An 18,408-nucleotide genomic window follows, 5' to 3' on the forward strand; every position below is an offset into this window, starting at 1 on the left:
GAGCAGCACCGGCTGAACAAAAGGTCCTTTTTTAGTACTTCTACTCATAAATTAAGTTCCTTCCTTTCTGCCTTACTTGCTGTTTCTGCGTCTTACGATCAGCTTATCGGAAGACTTGTTGGACTTTCTGGTCTTATAACCCAGAGCCGGCTTACCCCAGGGGGTAACAGGGCCGGGACGACCAACGGGGGACTTACCCTCACCACCGCCGTGCGGATGGTCGTTCGGGTTCATAACGGAACCGCGGACGGTCGGGCGGATACCCATGTTTCTCTTACGGCCGGCTTTACCGATCTTCACGTTCTCGTGGTCGATGTTGCTGACCTGACCGATGGTGGCCATGCAGGTCTCGGGCACGTTTCTCAACTCGCCGGAGGGCAGTCTTAAGAGCGCGAGGCCGTTTTCCTTAGCCATGAGCTGAGCCATGTTACCTGCTGCGCGGGCAAGCTGAGCGCCGCGGCCGGGATAAAGCTCAACGTTGTGTACAAAAGTACCGGTGGGGATGTTCTTGAGGGGCAGAGCGTTGCCGGGCTTGATATCCGCGGCAGCGCCGGCTACGACCTTGTAGCCGACCTTCAGGCCCTGGGGCGCGATGATGTACGCCTTGTCGCCGTCCTCATACTCGACCAGCGCGATGAACGCGGAGCGGTTGGGATCGTACTCGATGGTCTTTACGGTGCCTTCTACATCGAACTTCTGTCTCTTGAAATCAATAATACGGTATTTTCTCCTGTTGCCGCCGCCTCTGTGACGAACCGTGATGCGACCGTAGCTGTTACGACCGCTGTTCTTCTTGAGGGGTTCGAGCAAGCTCTTCTCGGGAGCGACCTTAGAAAGTCCGGAGTAATCCGTAACCGACATATTACGTCTGGCGTTAGTTGTCGGCTTATAAACCTTAATAGCCATGTTATTTCACTCTCCTCATGATGGCTTTGCGGGATGATGGCGCATCCCATACATTCATGCCTGTGCTTAAAATCAAGTTAAAAGATGTCTGTGTCACGCTCAGGGTACGGTAACGCCGAACAGGAATCGGGTGCGGACGGAGCCCGCCGTTCACCATTCGCGTTCACCATTCACCGCGAGCAACGCGAGCACAAGCTTACATCATGCCTTCAAAAAACTCGATGGGTTTGCTGTCGGCAGTCAGCTGTACATAAGCCTTCTTCCAGGAACGGGTGTAGCCCTCGAAGCGGCCCTGTCTCTTCATTTTGCCGCGAACGTGAACGGTGTTCACCTTCTCGACCTTGACCTTGAAGAGCTCTTCTACAGCTCTGGCAACGTCAATCTTAGTAGCGTTCTTCGCTACCTCGAACACATACTTCTTGGTAGTTACGCCGAGCATCGCTTTCTCAGTGATGATGGGGCGGATAACGATATCCTGTGCAATCATGCGTATACCTCCTCGATACTTCTGAGCGCGTCCTGCGCGATAATCAGCTTATCAGCGTTGAGAATGTCATAAACATTCAGCTCGTTGACCTGAGCGGTCTTGACGCCTGCGATGTTGCGAGCGGACTTGATGACCTTCTCGTCAACCTCGGGGAGCACGATCAGCGCCTTCTTCTCAGAGCCTACGGCAGTGAGCATAGCGGCGATCTTAGCGGTTTTGATCTCGTCCAGCGCGATCTTGTCGATCACGATGATCTCCTCGGCGCCTGCCTTAGCGGAGAAAGCGGACTTCATAGCCAGTCTGCGAACCTTCTTGTTCACGGAGAAGCGATAGTCGCGGGGCTTAGGAGCAAATACGACGCCGCCGTGGTACCACTGGGGAGCGCGTGTCGAACCCTGACGGGCACGACCGGTACCCTTCTGTCTCCAGGGCTTTCTGCCGCCGCCGGAAACCTCAGAACGGGTAAGAGCGGACTGGGTGCCCTGACGCTGGTTAGCGAGGTAGCTGACCACCATCTGGTGCATGACAGCCGCGTTCGGCTCGATGCCGAAAATCGAATCAGCAAGGTCTACGGTAGAAACCTTCTTGCCCTGCATATCTACGACCTGTACATTAGGCATGTGATTTCCTCCTTCCTTAAGCCTTTACGCTGTCTTTGATGACAACGTAGCCGCCGTTAGCGCCGGGGATGGCGCCCTTGATGGCGATGAGGTTATCCTCAGCGTCGATCTTAACGACAGCGAGGTTCTGAACGGTGACCTTCTCAGCGCCCAGGTGACCCGCCATCTTCTTGCCCTTCCAAACGCGGGAGGGAGAGGAGCAGGCGCCCATGGAACCGCCGTGACGGGCAACAGGACCGGAACCGTGGGTCTCCTTAAGACGACCGAAGTTCCAGCGCTTGATTACGCCGGCATAGCCTTTACCCTTGCTCTTGCCTGTGACGTCAACCTTGTCACCGGTCTCAAATAAATCTGCCTTGATGACCTGACCCAGCTCGTAAGCTGCGCAATCATCAAATCTGAATTCCTTCAGAATTCTCTTGGGAGCTACGTCAGCCTTCTTGAAGTGACCCTGCAAAGGCTTGGTAACGTGCTTGGGCTTGATGTCGCCGAAGCCCATCTGGATGGCGTTGTAGCCATCGGTCTCGACGGTCTTGACCTGTGAAACAACACAGGGACCCGCCTCGACTACGGTTACGGGAACTACTTTTCCCTTCTCGTCGAAGATCTGTGTCATACCGATCTTCTTGCCGATTAATGCTTTCTGCATTCTGTCGGCTTTCGCCGACATGACCCTGTCTGCGTGGTAGGTTGGGAATGTGATCGATATAATTGTATATCTTGTATTGAGGCACACCGAGTAACTTGATGTGCGCTCGGCGGGAGCGAGCCCCGCCCTACAATTAGGGTTTACAATTATAATTTAATCTCAATCTCAACGCCGGCAGGGAGCTCTAAGCTCATAAGAGCCTCGACTGTCTTGTTGGACGGTCTTAAAATGTCGATAAGACGCTTGTGAGTTCTCATCTCGAACTGCTCGCGGCTGTCCTTATACTTATGAACAGCACGGAGGATCGTAACGACCTGCTTCTCGGTCGGGAGCGGGACGGGACCCGAAACTCTCGCGCCGGTACGCTTCGCGGTAGCGACGATTCTCTCAGCGGACTGATCCACCAGCTGGTGATCGTAACCCTTTAATCTTATCCTGATTTTTTCCTTGACTGCCATATCTTCGCCTCCTAATCATATTGGTTGGGCGCGACATTTCGTTCAAACTTTCAAACACCCGTCCGGGTGTTCCCAGACCATCCGTTAAAAAAGCCGATAGCCGCGGTGCGGCAACCGGAGGCGGATGGGAGCGGTATGACATAGCAACCCCAATGTCACAGCAAGCTCAAACTATTCTTTCGCCCGGTTTAAAATCGGACATACTCCACGGAAAAACCAACGGTAAACGTTGCAACCTCCCGCTTCATCGCATATCTTGTGCAGTCACGCATGGTTGATTATACAATAGAATCCCCCAAAACGCAACAGATTGCCGAAATTTCGCGATTGAGAAATCTCACGAACTTTCGGCAATCTTTTTGTGCATATTATACAATCAAACTATATCTTGTGTGTCACTCTATTCCGACTACAAGCCACTTATCACTCGCTGATGCTCAGGTTAATGCTGCCGAGCGTCGCGACGTCCGCGGCGGGGTCGTACCTCAGGAACACAGAGAGAGAGGTGTTATCGGCAAAATAGTTCAGCTCGATCGAGCAGCCTGTGGAACCGGTGCTGAGGGATACGCCGCTGTTAGGATCACCGAGGATCTTGAGAATATCTTCAAAAGAGGTGCCGCTCTTGATACCGTAATAATCGAAGGGCATGGCTTCCGCGGTAAGCTCGTTGTCGCCCGCTATCAGATTTAGTCCGGTTATCGCCAGGTCGTCGGCCTTCTGATCAGAACCGGTGTGGTTGTCGATGTCGGCGTTGATCCACTTAGTACCCTTATTCAGCGTAAAGCCATAAACCGTGTCGGTTTCTATGGTTTCTGCGGGAATTTCACAGGTGAAGCCCATATCCTTGGCCTCCTTGAGGAGCGTCGTTCCAAGCACAAGTTTCTGCCCGTCAAGAGTAACTTCCTTTCCGATCTCGGCAGCAGGCTGCTCACCGTCGACCATCCACGCACAGTACAGATCCTGACCGTCGGACTCATCCTGCGTAGAAACCGACATCTTGCTGACATCGATCGAACGCTCGACAAACGAGACCGCCTTATCGTAATTAGAGCGGTTGTCGCTGACGTTAACGGTGCTGTCATCGACCTTGACGATATCCTCGGGCTTAGCGCAGGCGCACATGCCGATCATCAGAACGACAGCGAGTAATAATACGCATAATCTTTTCATTTCAATTCCTCCATCATTATACATTTTATATTGTATATCATCACAGAGTCTTACGATAAACATAATCGTCCATGAAATATCCGTTGCCGATATCGTTTTTCTCGTCCCGGATGCGGACGAAACCCAGCCGTTCATAGACCGCAACGGTCTTATTATGCTTATTGACGTTCAGCTCGATCGCGCTGAGTCCGGCATTCTGCGCTTCATCCATCAGATAGTCGAGCATCGTTTTCGCAAAGCCTCTGCCGCGCATATCCGCGCACAGATACCATTTGCTCAGGTACAGCGCGTCGCCGCGGGGATAGAACGCCATGAAGCCGATATCCTCGCCGTTCGCACGAACAAAAATATAACGGTAGCCGTGGCTGAGCTGGTCACGGATCGCATGCTCGGACTGGAACATCTCGATCATATAGTCGTTCTGCGCCTCACCGAGAAGCGGATCGTAGTACTCCTTGATGATCGCGCTCGCGAGAGCGGACATCTCAGCGATCTGCTCATCAGAGCCGTCGAGCTCATCAAGACTCAACTCCCAACCCTGTAAACAAACCGTCACCGGTGTCACGCCCAGAGCGGGGAGGATCTTTTCTGTCAAGTCAGCAGTCGAGAAGCGGATGGAAGAGGTGTTCTCACACGGATGACAGCCGAAGCGGTCGTCCTTTAATACATCCTCATCTATCACAAGTTGCACACGGCGGTCATGGTCGTTCATCAAGCCCAATACCGAAACGCTGCCCGGATGTACGTCCAGGAATGTCTCCATCGCCTCTTCATCGGCGAAGGAGAGGCGGCTGATGCCCATCTGCTTCGACAGCTCCTTGGTCTTGAAGGGCTTGTCGCCGGGCATGATCAACAGGTAGTAATTCGTCTTTTGCCGGTTGCAGAGAAAGAGGTTCTTGCAGATCTTCACGTCAAGCACCGCGTCGACCTCGGCACAGACCTCCATCGTCGTCGCCGGCGTATCGGGATGGTCGGTGCGGACGAAATCGATACCGAGATCATCCAGAAAACGGTAAGCGCGAGCCTCACGCTCGCTTCTGCCCGTCAGATCGGCAGGCGAGCCACGGAACAATTCCATATTATCCTCCCAAATCAGTATCTTATCCTTATGCATGATACTACAAAATCCCGCGCTTGTCCATATTTTTTCGGTATCAAAATCCGACCTGTACTCGACAAGGGGGTTAAGAGATACTTATGCCTTCTTCTTTCTGTCCAGCAGAATAGAGATCAGCATGCAGATCAAAAGCAGGAAGGGGTAACTCAGATACGGGATGATCGACATGCTGGAGATACCCGCGAGGCTGCTCGCAATCAACAGCTGAGCGCCGTAGGGGATGATGCCCTGGAAGATACAGGAGCTGCTGTCGAGCAGAGAAGCAACCTTCTTCGGCTCGACGCCGTATTCATGAGAGATCTCCTTTGCGATCGGGGCGGCGATGACGATCGCGACCGTGTTATTGGCTGTCGCGATATCCATAAAGCCCGTCAAGAGGCAGATACCAAGCATACCGCCGCGCTTGCCTTTCGCAAACCTGCGGATAAAGGCGAGGATCGCCTCAAAGCCGCCGTACTCCTTCATCAAGGCGCTGATGGAAGCGACCAGGATCGTGACGATGATGGTCTCGAACATACCGGAGGTACCGTCGCCCATCGCGGAAAAGGCGGTCGAGAAATTCAGCGTTCCCGCCGCGCCGCCGATCAGGAAGAACAGGATGATACCGATACCCAGTACCAAAAAGACGTTCAGTCCCGTCAAAGCGAGGATCAGCACGATAAAGTACGGGATCGCGAGCCATATATTATAGGTATAAGAAGCCATCGAGGCGCTCGGGTAATTCAACGCGAGGATCACGAGGACAGCGAGTGTGATCAACGCCGCGGGAAGGGCGATCAGGATATTGGTACGGAATTTGTCCCTCATCTCGACGCCCTGCGTACGGGTAGCGGCGATGGTAGTATCGGAGATGACCGAGAGATTGTCGCCGAACATCGCGCCGCCTACGACCGCGCCGACCATCAGCGGCATGCTCATGCCGGTGCTCTTGACGACAGCTGCGGCGATCGGGACAATGACCGTGATCGTGCCCACGCTGGTACCCATCGCCATCGAGATCAGGCACGCGATCAGGAACATGCCGGGCAGGGCGAGGTTCCCGGGGATGATACTGAGCAGGAGGTTCGCGGTGTTCTCGGCGCCGCCGGCGGTCTTGGCAAGTCCGCTGAACGCTCCCGCCATCAGGAAGATGAACAGCATGATGACGATATTATCATCACCGATACCCTTGGCGCAGACAGCGACCTTCTGATTAAAGTTCAGGCTGCGGTTCTGGAAGAACGCGACGATCAGCGCGATACCGAACGCGACAACGACGGACATAATGTAAAAACCCATGCCGTCCTCTACCGGTCGGACATACTCGAAGTAGATTCCGCTGCCCAGATACAGCAGCAGAAAAATGGCGATCGGCAGTAACGCTATGGGTCTTGCTTGAGGCTTTTGCATGGTAATAACTCTTTTCTATGGGTATTTCACTGTAGATACGGCTTTTTCATCATACCAGATTCCCCATGTTTTGTCTACCGTATTGTTCAATTATTCTTGAAAATTTACAGCCGCTGTATTATACTTGCTTTATAAAACAATCCAACAGATGGAGGCCGCCATGGATTTCAGTCTGATGCACCCGCAAAACGCCGATACCTCATACAAAAAGCTCACCGATGAAGCGGTCAACGACCTGTCGCTCGACTTTATCCTCGACGCGCTGACCGACAACCGCTACGAGCGCCCGCATCTGCTCGGTATGCTGAGCCGGCTGCCGTCCGACGCGGCGGTCATCCGCTACCGTCACGACGTATTCGAGGACTTCCTGCGTTTTCCCGAGCTGAGGAAGGCGATGTCGGAGCTGGTATTAAAGCTCGCCGACCTGCGCGATCTTGAGCGCTTCCAGATGGACGGCGACGCCTCGGCGCTCTGGTCGCTGATCAACCGTCTGCGCGAGATCGACGACTACATCGAATGTATCACGATGATCAAGGATACCCTCACCCGGCTGGACGTGCAGTCCGACGGCATGAGGGCCCTGCGCGACATCGTGACCGACATCGAGCGTGAGAGCGGCTTCGACGCGCTGAAAGCGGATATCGACGAGACCATGCAGAAGGCGCAGCGGCTGAAGAGCGTGACCATCGGCGTGAACCTCGACAAGTTCCTCCGTCCCGAATACGCAGGCATCATCACCCTGAACGATACCAAGTTCGCCGATTCGGGGCTGATGAGCCGCCTCATGAAGTTCACGGACGCTAAGGAGCTCCACCACGGCGCGAACGACGGCAAGGGACAGCGGTTCCACCCCGCGAACCCATTGAGTTCAAAAATCAGCGCAGGCATGGTGGTGACGGAAGCAACCACACATCGTATTCAACTCGAAGAAACCGGCGCGACCGGCAAAGACCCGCTCTCGGACGCGATGCGCAAGCAGGTTACCGAGATCATGCGCAAGACCGTGAATGAGATCAAGGCGCGGATCAAGAAATATGTCAACATCAGCGGCTACTCGCTGATCAGCCTGATGCCCGAGATCCTCTTCTACAACCGCTGGGCGGAGCTGGTCGACAAGATCAGAGCGACCGGGATGCCGATGTGCAAGCCCGATATCCTCGACCCGAAGGAGCGCAGATGCAGCTTCAAGGACGTCTATAACCTCAAGCTCGCGATCAACAAGGCGCGCGGCGAGGAGATCAATATCATCACAAACGACTTTGAGTTCAGCGACGAGCGCCGCATCTACATCCTCACGGGACCCAACCGCGGCGGCAAGACCATCTTCACCCAGGCGATCGGACTCGCGATGCTGATGGCGCAGTGGGGCGTGTATATCCCCGCAAGCGAAGCGGCGGTCAGTCCCTGCGACAACATCTACACCCACTTCCCCGCCGACGAGAACGACACGGTCGACCTCGGACGACTGGGAGAAGAAAGCAAGCGGCTCGCGGAGATCTTCGAGATCGCGACGCGGTACAGCCTGCTCCTGCTCAACGAGAGCCTCGCGACCACCAGCGTCGCCGAGGGCGTATTCATCGCGAAGGATGTCGTCAAGGCGATGCGCTACCTCGGAACACGGGCGATCTTCAACACCCATATGCACGACCTCGCGACCTCGGTCGGCGAGCTGAACGAAGCCGTCGAGGGCGACAGCCGCGCCGAGAGTCTGGTAACGGGCGTACACGACGGCGAGCGGAGCTTCAAGGTCAGCATCGCGCCGCCGCAGGGCGTGAGCTACGCCGCCGATATCGCGCGCAAATACGGCGTGACCTTCGACCAGATGAAGCAGGAGATCGACAGCAAGCACCTTGTTTAGCTTAAAGCTTAAAGTTCAATACTTAAAGCTCAAAGCTTGTAGGGGCGACCGATGTGTCATACTAATTTTTGATAAAACGCTTTAAAAAGATATTAGTGGAAACTTTCGCAGAGCGAGGCGGAGGACACCGATAGGCTGGCGCCTATCAAGGACGACAACGAAGCTATGCGGAATTTAACACAATAGATGTTAAAGTGTTTAATTAGAAATTAGTATCATTCCTGCAAATCAATTATCGCAAAAACAGCGCCTCTTTTCAGAGGCGCTGTCGCTTTGTCTTATATGTATTATTTTTTTACAAGCTCTCCGATTTTATACGGCGTTTTTATAGCTGCGAGGTGGCGCTGGATAAAGGTCGCGTCAATAACGTCCAGATCTTCATTACCATCAACATCACCATGCATCATCTCTTCTTCCGTAAACTTGACAGGAATAGACGAGCAATAGCGCATGATATACGTCACGTCGATAGCCGATACTTCCTCATCACCGTCGATGTCGCCGAGGATGAATTCCTCCTGCTCTTCGCCGATGTTCAGTGCGACGATTGCATAATCACTGCGGTTCATGCCCTCGGATTCAGCGTAAGCATATACAATTGAGCTATCGCTGATTGTTATCGGAGATTTGTACTCGCTGAATGTAACTTCATTAAGGTCGGGGAAGCCCTCCGTATCGTAATCGGATACATAATAGTACAGCTTAGCGGAAGACAGCGAGTAGATACCTAACTTCTGCGTATCACTATATGTGCCGGATTCCAAGGTGAGGTGGGGAGTCTCGCTGGTTTCAATATACTTAAATACCGGTCTGATCTCCATATTTCCGGTAACGAAGAGCTCTGCGCCCTTGCTGTCCCATCCCTCGAAGAGTTGGAGCTCGCTAGGTGCCTCTGCATCTTCGGGCACGGTTGCCGCATTACCGTAATCAACCGTCTGTTCACTGAGAACATTTCCATCCGCGTCGAGGAATTTGACGATATATCTGGCGTCATCATACCGGGCGGTAACGATCATATTCTGCGTTACGGTGGTAACAAGATTGCCATCTTCAGACCAGCCAGCAAAGAATTTTCCTGTGCGCTCGGGCATAACATCGGATGTCAGCATAGAACCGTAAGGTACTTCCTTCATCGAGATATAAGAATCATCCCAATCCACGAAAACAACAACACAAGTCTTTTGTCTGTAGACAGCGGTCACCAATGTGTTTTCCTGAATGTTCTTCAGCGCGGTATCCCAACCGATGAATTCATAGCCCTCGACCTCGGGAGCCTCGGGAGCCTCAGCCGTACCTCCGGCAGCCACGCTGACCTCCTGAATCAAAGTACCGTCCTCCGTCACGAAGTCAACTACATAGATAGGCTTGGGGGCATCGATCTTACCGATATTCATATAGTTGGTGCTGCCCTCCGCGCCGATGGTGATAACAAAGTCGCCTGTCTTGACAGAAGGCTCCTCCTTTGTGATGAAGTCGAAGCTGTAGAAGCCATTTGCGTCGGTGACGGTCTGACCGGCGTACTCGATCTGGCTGGCAGTCGGATCGGAGTTCTGACCCTTATAAACGATCAGAGTCACAACCTTGTTAGAGGCATTTTCCAAGGTGCCCTCGATATGTCTCTTCTCTCCTGAGGTATCTTCCAGAGTGGAAGCGGTCTCAAATACCGTCGACTCACTCTCGTTATTCAAATCTGCTTTATACCATGATTTATCGCCCAAGCCGTTGTACAGTTCGATATCACCGTCAACGGTAGAGAACAGCGCGAGCTGAGCAAAGGACTTAAAGTACTCCCACTCACCGGGATAATCCATGCTGTCCGGATAAGCGGCTGAATAGGTGTAGATGGTCTTGCCGTTGTTCAGATTGGTGTACCTATAACGCTTGTAGTTATAGCAGGGCACCTCTGTGCTGTTAGTTTTAAAGCGATAGGTGGTTCTTGTCTCAACATCTCTGGTTGAGGAAGAAGTCACCTTGTCGGGCTGCCAAGCGCTGAAGGATGACTGAACGTAGAAGTAGTTTACATACTCCTGTCTGGTCTGGTAACTATACATTGTGCAGGTCGGCTGACCGGTACCGTTCCATCCATTGCTCTGTCCCGGATACTCATAATACCATTTTGTTCCGTTGATATACACATAACCTTTTCCGGCAGCATCACCGGCATGAATATTACCGCCAATAGTCTCATAATACATTTCGTTCCAATTCAAGGAGCCTGTATATCCGCAATTCGAACAATTGGCTTTCCCGGGAGTATTAAATGGATCCCTTGTCCCGCAATTCGGACATACAAAAGCATAGTATCGATATCCGGTAGTAGTGCGAACATTTTTCAACGTAGAATTCCCATGCCATGCAGTAGTCCAGCCGCTCCAACCACTCCAGTTTGTATAAGTACCGGTCTTTTCAGATTTTTCAAACGTATAACCGGCAGGAGTCGCAGGCTGACTGGTCGCCTTGATGACTTGATGATCCTTGTAGCGATACTCGGTACGACTCTCAGAGATAATATCATTACCCTCAGGAACATTAACGCTCCAGTCGGACCACTCGTTGCCGATATCGATGGGAGCGGTCACAGATTTCGCCTTGGGAGTACCGGTGGTCTCGTCGTCCAGTACACCCACCATCGAGACCTCAACGGTCGAGACGACACCGGAATAAAGTACCAGCACATCCTCGGTATATTCCTGCTCGGCGGGCATACTGACGGAACGGGTCTCGGAGGCTACCATCTTACCTTCCTTTGTCTTTAACGCAACGATCAGCTTACCCTTGGTAAAATCATTGGGGAAGTTCGTCAGCTTCACCTTGACATGATAGCCGGTGGCTTCTTCGTTTCTGACCGCGGAGGTAATGTGCAGGATGTTAGGCAGATCAGTGTTGCCCCACTCATACACAGCGGTCACCGTCATATTTCTCTTGACGGTCTCATAATCCTTGGTGTTCCAGCCGACAAAAACATAGCCGTCCTTGGTCGGGATATCGGTCGGCGGAGTCGCGGCGCTGCCGTACTCGACCTTCTGCATGCCTCCGATCATGCTGCCGGTGTAGTCGACAAAGGTTACCGTATAGGTATTGATCTTGTAGGTCGCCTTGATCGTTGTATCCTGCTTGATATTATTCGCACTCTTATCCCACCCTTGGAAGGTGTAGCCCTCACGCACGGGATTTGCAGCCGGAGCGATCGCGTTACCGTTATACTTTACGGTCTGGGTCTTGATAACCGTGTCGTCATAATCGACCCAATTGACCGTCAGGTCTTCGTGAACAACCGCTGTCGCAGAATTCCTTTCGGCACTCGCGCCGGCGGAATTCTTCGCTCTTACCGCTACATAATAGGTACCGGCTTGTGTCAATTTAAACGACACGCTTGTTCCGCCCAAGTTGCTCTTTGTCTGATTATTTGCAGAGTTTGTCGAGCAAATAAGCTTTGCGTCATAAGCTGTCGCACCCGATACACCGCCCCAGTTTGCGACCAGAGTATCCGACTTGCCTAAATCTCTGCTGTTCAAATTAACCGAACCGGGCGCTGCGGGCGGCACAACGATGCTGCGAAAAACAGGTCTGATGTAATGATGTGCTGCGTGAGAATGATTCTCGCCGTTGTTTCGCCAATTGATCTGATGCACCCACACAGGATCGCCGTCACAAGGATCATAATTTCTGGAATTTGCCTCTGCGATAAGCGCGGTATGGGCGTCCGATGAGATTACTACGCCGGTATGACCGGGCGCGTCAAAGATATCGCCGGGCTGGGGAACCAGATCGGCTGAGTTCCAGAGCACGCTCCATCCTAACTCTCCCCATAAGGAGTTCTTATAGATTTCTCCGCCGTTGCCGGTTGGACGGTGCCATGTATCCGACCACGGATCGCCGGTATTTACCCAGTTAACATAGGCACGGACAAACTCAACACACTGCGTACCGTACCAATATCTTCCGTAAATATCCGTAAAGTTACCAAAATCGTATTTGGCGCCATCCTGTGACCGCAGCCATGCAACTGCTTCGTCACGGGTCTTTACGGCTCCCGTACCTGCCACGTCGACTTCCTTCGCCGAGGCGGGAATGACGGTAAATATGCTTAGTAACATAACCAAGCTAAGTAAAATTGATAAACCCTTTTTCATTATCATTCCTCCTTGAATATGGGTTTTAAGCACAAATGACTATCAAGTTAATTATACCATGTGATACCTTTATTAGCAAAACAAAAATACAATCCGATTATTGTGCATATTCAACAAAGTGCTTCGACACTTTTTTGAAACTATAACAAAACCCGCATGATTCTCCGGCTATTTTACGGATGCTGTTATCTGATGAAACACCGTATTAAGATGTTTTCCCTATCAGGTAAAGAAAAACCGCAGGCATTAAAGCCTGCGGAGTGCGCTTTATCTATTCGATTTTTCCTTGGTTGACGGCGAGCTGAGAGTTGTTGTAGCGGCGGTCGTGGGTGACCTCGCGGATCAGCTCCACACACGGCGGGATGGGGATGGGCGTATCCTCGCTGTCGACCTCCGCCTCCAGCGTCGCCTGTTCATCCCAGAAGGTATATACATCCAGCTCGTAGGTCAGGTCGGCGTATTCGAAGATATGCCTGTCCTTCTCGATCGTAATGGTGTTCGGAGTACGGCGGGACAAAAGCTCCAGATACTCCGCTTCGCCGATCTCGTGCTCAAACTCGAGGCGGGTCATATCGCTCAACCGCTCCTTAAACGTATATACATAGCGGGTGGAAGCTCCGTCGGTGATGCGGCGGATCCTACCGCCCTTAAAATTGCTGTCGGCGGACAGATAGGTCTGCTCGATATGAACGACGCGGTAGCCGGGCATCTCCCGCAGCGCGTCGATATCGGGATAACGGATCAGGAATTTCCGCTCGATCTCCAGAGGTGCTTTATTGATATCAAATTTTTCCATTATTTCACCTCCACTATCACCAGCTCACGGGGATTGAACCATCGCGGACAGGCGGCGGTATTGGAGCAGCCTGCCGATATGATCAGTCTGCCGTCGCTGAATCTGCCGTGAGCAAATTTCCCGAATACACCCTGTCCCGGGACGAAGAAGCCCCTGCCCTTCTTCCCTATCCTGATCTGACCGCCGTGGGTATGACCGGAGAGGGTCAGATCGACATCCGAATCCTCGATATGGTCGAAGTACTCGTTCGGACGGTGGCACATCAGCAGCTTATAGCCGCTTTTATTCAGATAAGTCGGCAGCCATTCTTCATAATCCCAGACGGACATGCCGCCGAGGATGAAGGAAAAATCCCGCACCTGTACGGGCGTATCGGCATTATCGAGCAGGGTCACGCCGAGCTTGCCGAGCAAAAGATAATCGTCGTCGATCAGCTGCTGTTCATGGTTGCCGAGGCTCATATAAACGGGCGCGAGCTCTGTCGCTCCCTCTAAAAAACGTTTGACATTCTCGATATTTGCTTTATCCTTCTTAGGCAACAGCTTCGTCAAAAGAAAGTTCGCGTAATGGATCAGTGTAACGATCAGGCGCTTGATCGGTCGGTGCTCCATCTCATACTGCGGACGGTTATCGTATCGCTCGAAGGTATCCCCCGTTATCATGATCAAATCGGGCTTTTCGCGACGGATCAGCGCGAGGATATCGTCGCATGGGCGCTCGTGTATATCGGATACATGCGCGATACGAACCGGTCGCGACAAATGCAGCCCGCTGTCGACCGTATAGCGCGTTACCACAGCTTTCGACATACTCACACCTCCGTTTCGGTTTTTATTATTATATACTATGCAAGGTTTTTTTGCAATATCCGCAAAACGCAAAATACCGCCCGCGAAAGCGGACGGTACAGTTGACAGGATTATGCTTCGGGAGCTTGTATCTTTGAGATGATCCGCCTCTTGTACTGCAGGAAGCGGTCGGTCAGCACGAAGTCGCTGCTGCGCGGCTTCGGCTCGTCAATAACGATCTCATCGGTAAGGGTCGCGGGTCTGCCGCCGAGCAGAAGGATGCGGTCGGAGAGCAGGATCGCCTCATCCACATCATGGGTGATAAAGACAGTCGACATCTTGATGTTCTCCATCACATCAAGATACCAGCGGTGCATGGCGCTCTTGGTGATGGTGTCCAGCGCGCTGAACGGCTCGTCCAGGAGAGCGACATCAGCCGAGAACAGGTACGTCCTCAGCAGCGCGGCACGCTGGCGCATACCGCCCGAGAGCTGGGCGGGGTACTTCTTCTCTCTGCCCGCGATACCGAAGCGCTCGGTGTTCTCGCGCACGATTTTTCGGGCTTCCTTCTTCTTCATGCCCTTGATCAGCAGCGGCAGAGCGATATTATCCTCGACCGTGCGATACGGCAGAAGCATGTCCTTCTGCAGCATATAACTGACCCTGCCCGTCTGACCGGTGATATCCTCACCGTTCAGCAGCACCTGTCCCTGCTGCGGCTTCAACAGTCCCGCAATGATATTGAACAGCGTGGTCTTGCCGCCGCCGCTCACACCCAAAAGGCACACCAGCTCGCCATCGTTCACGGTGAGGTTGATGTTCTCGAGGATATTGCGGGTATTGTTGTAGGCAAAGGTCAGGTCTCTGACTTCCAGCGTTGCCATTACTCGGGGAGATACTCGTTGGTGAAGCCGGTGTTCTCGGGAATCTCAGCGGTGAAGAGCTTGTTCTCATTGATCCAGTTATAGAACGCATTCCAACGCTGAGGATCCATGTAACCCCAACGCTCGACGTCCGCCTTGTACTCCTTGGAGAGGTACTTCTGGCTCGCGATAACGAGCTCGCGGTCGAGCTCGGGAGCATTCTTGAGCAGAATCTCCGCAGCGTCCTCGGGGCTCTCGATCGCGTACTCGTAGCCCTTCTTCAAAGCGGAAAGGAAGGCCTTCGTCGCGTCGGGATTCGCCTTCATCCAGTCGGTGTTGCCGATGATGACGGGAGTATAATAATCGAATACGGGATCAATGTCCTTGAACGCGAAGTAGTCGGTCTCAAGACCCGCAACCTCGGTCGCGACGCCTGCCCAGCCGTAGAATACCCAGATCGCGTCCACGGCTTCGGACTGTAACGCGGATACCTCATCAGTCACGGTAGAGGGGATCAGCTCGACCTTGCTGAAGTCGCCGCCGTCAGCCTCGACGACCTGCTTGAGGGTCGCCTTCTCGATCGGCAGATCCCAGGTCGCGTACTTCTTACCTTCCATGCCCTTGGGGGTATCCATGCCCTTGCCCTTGAGGGAGATGATGCCGGAGGTGTTGTGCTGAACCACCGCGGCGACCGCCTCGATAGGCATCGCATTGTCACCCGCTACGGCGGGGAGCATCGAATCCTGGAACGATACGCCGAACTGGGCGCCGCCGGAGCCTACGAGCATCTCGGCGCCGTCCTCGGGCGGCTGAACGATCTCGATATCGAGACCCGCTTCATCAAAAAAGCCCTTCTCCTGAGCAACGTACAGACCGGTGTGGTTGGTGTTGGGCGTCCAGTCCAGTACGAAGGTGATCTTGGTCTTGGCGGCTGTATCCGCGGTCGCGGCGGAATCGGCAGTCGCCTTGTTCTCGGCGGGCTTCTGTGTGCCGCAGCCGGTAAATACCGCCAGCATCAAGACGCAGGCGAGTAGTATTGCAAAAAATCTTTTCATATCAATACCTCCAAATAATTCATTCAGTAAAATTGCTGATTAACGTTTTTGTTCGCTGTTGACCTTCTCCCACGGCATGCACGCGTGCTGCAGTACCGTTGTCAGCCATATAAGGATCAGGCTCAGCACGGAGATCAGGATGATCACCGCAAACATCTTGTCCGATGAGAAGGACTTGCGCACGCGGGTCATGTAACAGCCGAGTCCCTCGGTTCCGCCGATCCACTCGGATACTACCGCGCTGACAACCGCGTAGGAAACCGAGATCTTCAGGCTGGAGAAGAATTGTCCCAGCGAGTTCGGCAGCTTCACATAGCGGAAGATCTGCATCCTACTCGCGCCCATCGAGCGCATCAGATTCACCGTATCGGCGTCCACGGACGAAAAGCCCTCGAGAAGGCTGATCGTGATCGGGAAAAAGACGACTAAGATGATCAGCACGATCTTCGGCAGCATCTGATAACCCATCCAGATGACCAGCAGCGGCGCGATCGCCACCGTGGGGATGGTCTGGCTGATAACCACCAGCGGGTAGATCATCTTCCGGATAACGGAGAACCGATCCATCACCACCGCCATCAAGAAGCCGATCAGGATGCCGAAGAACAAGCCGATGAAAGTCTCGAGCAGCGTGACCTTCGCATGGCTGAGCATCAGCCGCCAATCCGCCTTGAAGGCGGCGAATACATCGGCAGGCGACGGCAGCATGTACTTCGGGATATTGCCGACGGTACAGATCAGCTGCCACGCGGCGAAGAGCAGAATCAGAGCCGCGACGGGGAAAGCTGCCTTACTGATGGTGCTTCGTAACCTTGCGCTCAATGGTCAGCACATCCCCCTCCGGCCGGTAATCGACCTTGATATACGCCAGCACCGACGGCGCACCTGCGCGGATCGCGATATGCTGGCACTCCTTGACGATATCCATCAGCTCGTCGTAATCGCCCTCGATCGCGGTCTCGAAGGGACCGACATAGCACTTGAGCCCCGTGCTCTTGATATAGGCGATGACCTCGTCGACGATGCGGATCAGTTCCTCGTCGTTCTTAGCCTCGGGCAAGGTCTGGATCGCTACGCTTGCGTTCATAATACTACCTCCAAATCATAATATAAAGTAAAAAGCACCACGCGATCGCATGGCGCTAAATCTCTTACAGCTCCCTACGACGGCATTATCCGTATCAGGTACAGGCAACATGTGCCAAGGGTCAGGGAAGCGTCTATCCCAATCTCAGCCGGCTTTCGCGCAGGCACCCCCGTGGTGTTTTCCGCTACTATAATAATCCCCGGAAGCTATTTTGTCAAGTATGCAAAAAGAAAAGCGAAGCGGAAACGCCTCGCTTTTTTACTTAAGTACCCACTGATTAATTCACGCCTGACAGCTGGGTGTACAACTTGCTTGTATCTTTTCCGCCATTTTGCCCAAAAATCAGCACCCATACGTCAGTATGCGAACTGATTATTTGTCCAAACTGACGAAAAATCTACTGACACAATTTGTACACCCGAATTAATCAGTGTCTACTTAATAACCGATCTTCTTTATAAAATCCTGAGCTGCGTCCTTATACTGCATATCTACATTGGCATAAAGAAGCGTATTATCAACGCGGCAAAGGTACTGGAACTTTCCGCCGCGTTCGGCAGAATAAACATTGCTGTTGCCGACATCGATCTGAGAATAAGCCGACCCCGTCTGATCCTCCGTAGCAGATGAACCGGTATTCTCAAAGTCCTCTTTGTTGCTTTCATACATACCAATGGCTGTCTCCGCATCTTTCGAGGTCAGCAGCTCGACCTGCCAGCCGTCGGAGTGTTTCGCGACGGTAACGTTAACGATATGATCGTACTGAGCATACTGTTCAGTCGCGTCGCCGATCTGCATATCGTCAGCAGTCGCCTTCTGTGAAAATTCTTCCGGCGTGATTACCTTCTTATCGCCGCATGCCGTGAGAAGGGCGACCGTCATCAAGCATAGAGCGATGATCGCGAATACTCTTTTTGCTGTCATAATAATACCTCCGTTTTCAGCTGATAATATGATGATAGCACATCCTAATCACGCTTGTCAAGGCGATCTCTGTATGTATGCGCTTGCATCAAAGCGGTCGATATGCTA

Annotated in this window: 17 protein-coding genes and 1 riboswitch; of the genes, 1 reads left to right on the plus strand and 16 read right to left on the minus strand. The window is 52.9% G+C overall.

What is annotated here, in order from left to right:
- Positions 1 to 72 precede the first annotated feature (72 nt).
- From rplB to R2I50_RS00045, 8 genes are all read right to left on the minus strand, one after another.
- Entirely contained in the window at positions 73 to 906 is an 834-nt protein-coding gene (rplB, locus tag R2I50_RS00005) for a 50S ribosomal protein L2 (protein WP_316607006.1), read from the minus strand.
- 196 nt (positions 907 to 1,102) lie between these two features.
- Complete coding sequence (rplW, locus tag R2I50_RS00010; protein ID WP_316607007.1) at positions 1,103 to 1,393, minus strand: 50S ribosomal protein L23; 291 nt, start codon at positions 1,391 to 1,393, stop codon at positions 1,103 to 1,105.
- Positions 1,390 to 2,013, minus strand: a complete 624-nt coding sequence (gene rplD / locus R2I50_RS00015; protein ID WP_316607008.1) for a 50S ribosomal protein L4 — start codon at positions 2,011 to 2,013, stop codon at positions 1,390 to 1,392. The genes rplW and rplD overlap by 4 nt, the downstream gene beginning before the upstream one ends.
- Positions 2,014 to 2,029: 16 nt before the next feature.
- Positions 2,030 to 2,662 carry a 50S ribosomal protein L3 gene (gene rplC, locus R2I50_RS00020; protein WP_316607009.1) on the minus strand — a complete coding sequence of 211 codons (633 nt, stop codon included), beginning with the start codon at positions 2,660 to 2,662 and terminating at the stop codon, positions 2,030 to 2,032.
- Positions 2,663 to 2,808: 146 nt separating this feature from the next.
- On the minus strand, positions 2,809 to 3,120 hold the full coding sequence (rpsJ, locus tag R2I50_RS00025) for a 30S ribosomal protein S10 (RefSeq protein ID WP_201427156.1): 312 nt from the start codon (positions 3,118 to 3,120) through the stop codon (positions 2,809 to 2,811).
- Positions 3,121 to 3,543: 423 nt separating this feature from the next.
- On the minus strand, positions 3,544 to 4,290 hold the full coding sequence (locus R2I50_RS00030; RefSeq protein WP_316607010.1) for a hypothetical protein: 747 nt from the start codon (positions 4,288 to 4,290) through the stop codon (positions 3,544 to 3,546).
- Positions 4,291 to 4,330: 40 nt separating this feature from the next.
- Positions 4,331 to 5,368: a GNAT family N-acetyltransferase gene (locus R2I50_RS10105; RefSeq protein WP_399552802.1), complete on the minus strand. Its 1,038-nt coding sequence runs from the start codon at positions 5,366 to 5,368 to the stop codon at positions 4,331 to 4,333.
- A gap of 117 nt (positions 5,369 to 5,485) precedes the next feature.
- Positions 5,486 to 6,796 carry a Na+/H+ antiporter NhaC family protein gene (locus R2I50_RS00045; protein ID WP_316607011.1) on the minus strand — a complete coding sequence of 437 codons (1,311 nt, stop codon included), beginning with the start codon at positions 6,794 to 6,796 and terminating at the stop codon, positions 5,486 to 5,488.
- Between the two features lie 160 nt (positions 6,797 to 6,956).
- Between R2I50_RS00045 and R2I50_RS00050 the strand changes: the two genes are divergently transcribed.
- Entirely contained in the window at positions 6,957 to 8,654 is a 1,698-nt protein-coding gene (locus R2I50_RS00050; protein ID WP_316607012.1) for a hypothetical protein, read from the plus strand.
- 287 nt (positions 8,655 to 8,941) lie between these two features.
- Here R2I50_RS00050 and R2I50_RS00055 read toward each other — a convergent pair whose 3' ends face one another.
- From R2I50_RS00055 to R2I50_RS00090, 8 genes are all read right to left on the minus strand, one after another.
- Complete coding sequence (locus R2I50_RS00055; protein WP_316607013.1) at positions 8,942 to 12,787, minus strand: InlB B-repeat-containing protein; 3,846 nt, start codon at positions 12,785 to 12,787, stop codon at positions 8,942 to 8,944.
- Positions 12,788 to 13,058: 271 nt separating this feature from the next.
- The gene (locus R2I50_RS00060; RefSeq protein WP_316607014.1) at positions 13,059 to 13,583 is read right to left on the minus strand and encodes a CYTH domain-containing protein; all 525 of its coding nucleotides are present in this window, start codon (positions 13,581 to 13,583) and stop codon (positions 13,059 to 13,061) included.
- On the minus strand, positions 13,583 to 14,392 hold the full coding sequence (locus R2I50_RS00065; protein WP_316607015.1) for a metallophosphoesterase: 810 nt from the start codon (positions 14,390 to 14,392) through the stop codon (positions 13,583 to 13,585). The genes R2I50_RS00060 and R2I50_RS00065 overlap by 1 nt, the downstream gene beginning before the upstream one ends.
- Positions 14,393 to 14,502: 110 nt before the next feature.
- Positions 14,503 to 15,255, minus strand: coding sequence for an ABC transporter ATP-binding protein (locus R2I50_RS00070; protein ID WP_316607016.1), 753 nt, complete (start codon positions 15,253 to 15,255; stop codon positions 14,503 to 14,505).
- A complete protein-coding gene (locus R2I50_RS00075) occupies positions 15,255 to 16,289 on the minus strand; it encodes an ABC transporter substrate-binding protein (protein ID WP_316607017.1) in 1,035 nt (344 codons plus the stop codon). The genes R2I50_RS00070 and R2I50_RS00075 overlap by 1 nt, the downstream gene beginning before the upstream one ends.
- A gap of 39 nt (positions 16,290 to 16,328) precedes the next feature.
- On the minus strand, positions 16,329 to 17,111 hold the full coding sequence (locus R2I50_RS00080) for an ABC transporter permease (RefSeq protein ID WP_316607018.1): 783 nt from the start codon (positions 17,109 to 17,111) through the stop codon (positions 16,329 to 16,331).
- On the minus strand, positions 17,080 to 17,376 hold the full coding sequence (locus R2I50_RS00085; protein WP_316607019.1) for a thiamine-binding protein: 297 nt from the start codon (positions 17,374 to 17,376) through the stop codon (positions 17,080 to 17,082). The genes R2I50_RS00080 and R2I50_RS00085 overlap by 32 nt, the downstream gene beginning before the upstream one ends.
- 54 nt (positions 17,377 to 17,430) lie before the next feature.
- Positions 17,431 to 17,557, minus strand: a riboswitch (TPP riboswitch).
- A 257-nt stretch (positions 17,558 to 17,814) separates the two neighbouring features.
- Positions 17,815 to 18,300 carry a hypothetical protein gene (locus R2I50_RS00090; protein ID WP_316607020.1) on the minus strand — a complete coding sequence of 162 codons (486 nt, stop codon included), beginning with the start codon at positions 18,298 to 18,300 and terminating at the stop codon, positions 17,815 to 17,817.
- Positions 18,301 to 18,408 lie beyond the last annotated feature (108 nt).

This window comes from uncultured Ruminococcus sp., from assembly GCA_902785355.1.
GTDB lineage: Bacteria > Bacillota > Clostridia > Oscillospirales > Acutalibacteraceae > Ruminococcoides.

Excerpts from the sequence above, each read along its gene's own strand:
- rplB (WP_316607006.1), bottom strand. The coding sequence starts at position 906 with ATGGCTATTAAGGTTTATAAGCCGACAACTAACGCCAGACGTAATATG.
- rplW (WP_316607007.1), bottom strand. The coding sequence starts at position 1,393 with ATGATTGCACAGGATATCGTTATCCGCCCCATCATCACTGAGAAAGCG.
- R2I50_RS00060 (WP_316607014.1), bottom strand. The coding sequence starts at position 13,583 with ATGGAAAAATTTGATATCAATAAAGCACCTCTGGAGATCGAGCGGAAA.
- R2I50_RS00030 (WP_316607010.1), bottom strand. The coding sequence starts at position 4,290 with ATGAAAAGATTATGCGTATTATTACTCGCTGTCGTTCTGATGATCGGC.
- R2I50_RS00085 (WP_316607019.1), bottom strand. The coding sequence starts at position 17,376 with ATGAACGCAAGCGTAGCGATCCAGACCTTGCCCGAGGCTAAGAACGAC.
- R2I50_RS00070 (WP_316607016.1), bottom strand. The coding sequence starts at position 15,255 with ATGGCAACGCTGGAAGTCAGAGACCTGACCTTTGCCTACAACAATACC.
- rpsJ (WP_201427156.1), bottom strand. The coding sequence starts at position 3,120 with ATGGCAGTCAAGGAAAAAATCAGGATAAGATTAAAGGGTTACGATCAC.
- R2I50_RS00045 (WP_316607011.1), bottom strand. The coding sequence starts at position 6,796 with ATGCAAAAGCCTCAAGCAAGACCCATAGCGTTACTGCCGATCGCCATT.
- R2I50_RS00090 (WP_316607020.1), bottom strand. The coding sequence starts at position 18,300 with ATGACAGCAAAAAGAGTATTCGCGATCATCGCTCTATGCTTGATGACG.
- R2I50_RS00050 (WP_316607012.1), top strand. The coding sequence starts at position 6,957 with ATGGATTTCAGTCTGATGCACCCGCAAAACGCCGATACCTCATACAAA.
- rplC (WP_316607009.1), bottom strand. The coding sequence starts at position 2,662 with ATGCAGAAAGCATTAATCGGCAAGAAGATCGGTATGACACAGATCTTC.
- R2I50_RS00065 (WP_316607015.1), bottom strand. The coding sequence starts at position 14,392 with ATGTCGAAAGCTGTGGTAACGCGCTATACGGTCGACAGCGGGCTGCAT.
- rplD (WP_316607008.1), bottom strand. The coding sequence starts at position 2,013 with ATGCCTAATGTACAGGTCGTAGATATGCAGGGCAAGAAGGTTTCTACC.
- R2I50_RS00075 (WP_316607017.1), bottom strand. The coding sequence starts at position 16,289 with ATGAAAAGATTTTTTGCAATACTACTCGCCTGCGTCTTGATGCTGGCG.
- R2I50_RS00055 (WP_316607013.1), bottom strand. The coding sequence starts at position 12,787 with ATGAAAAAGGGTTTATCAATTTTACTTAGCTTGGTTATGTTACTAAGC.
- R2I50_RS10105 (WP_399552802.1), bottom strand. The coding sequence starts at position 5,368 with ATGGAATTGTTCCGTGGCTCGCCTGCCGATCTGACGGGCAGAAGCGAG.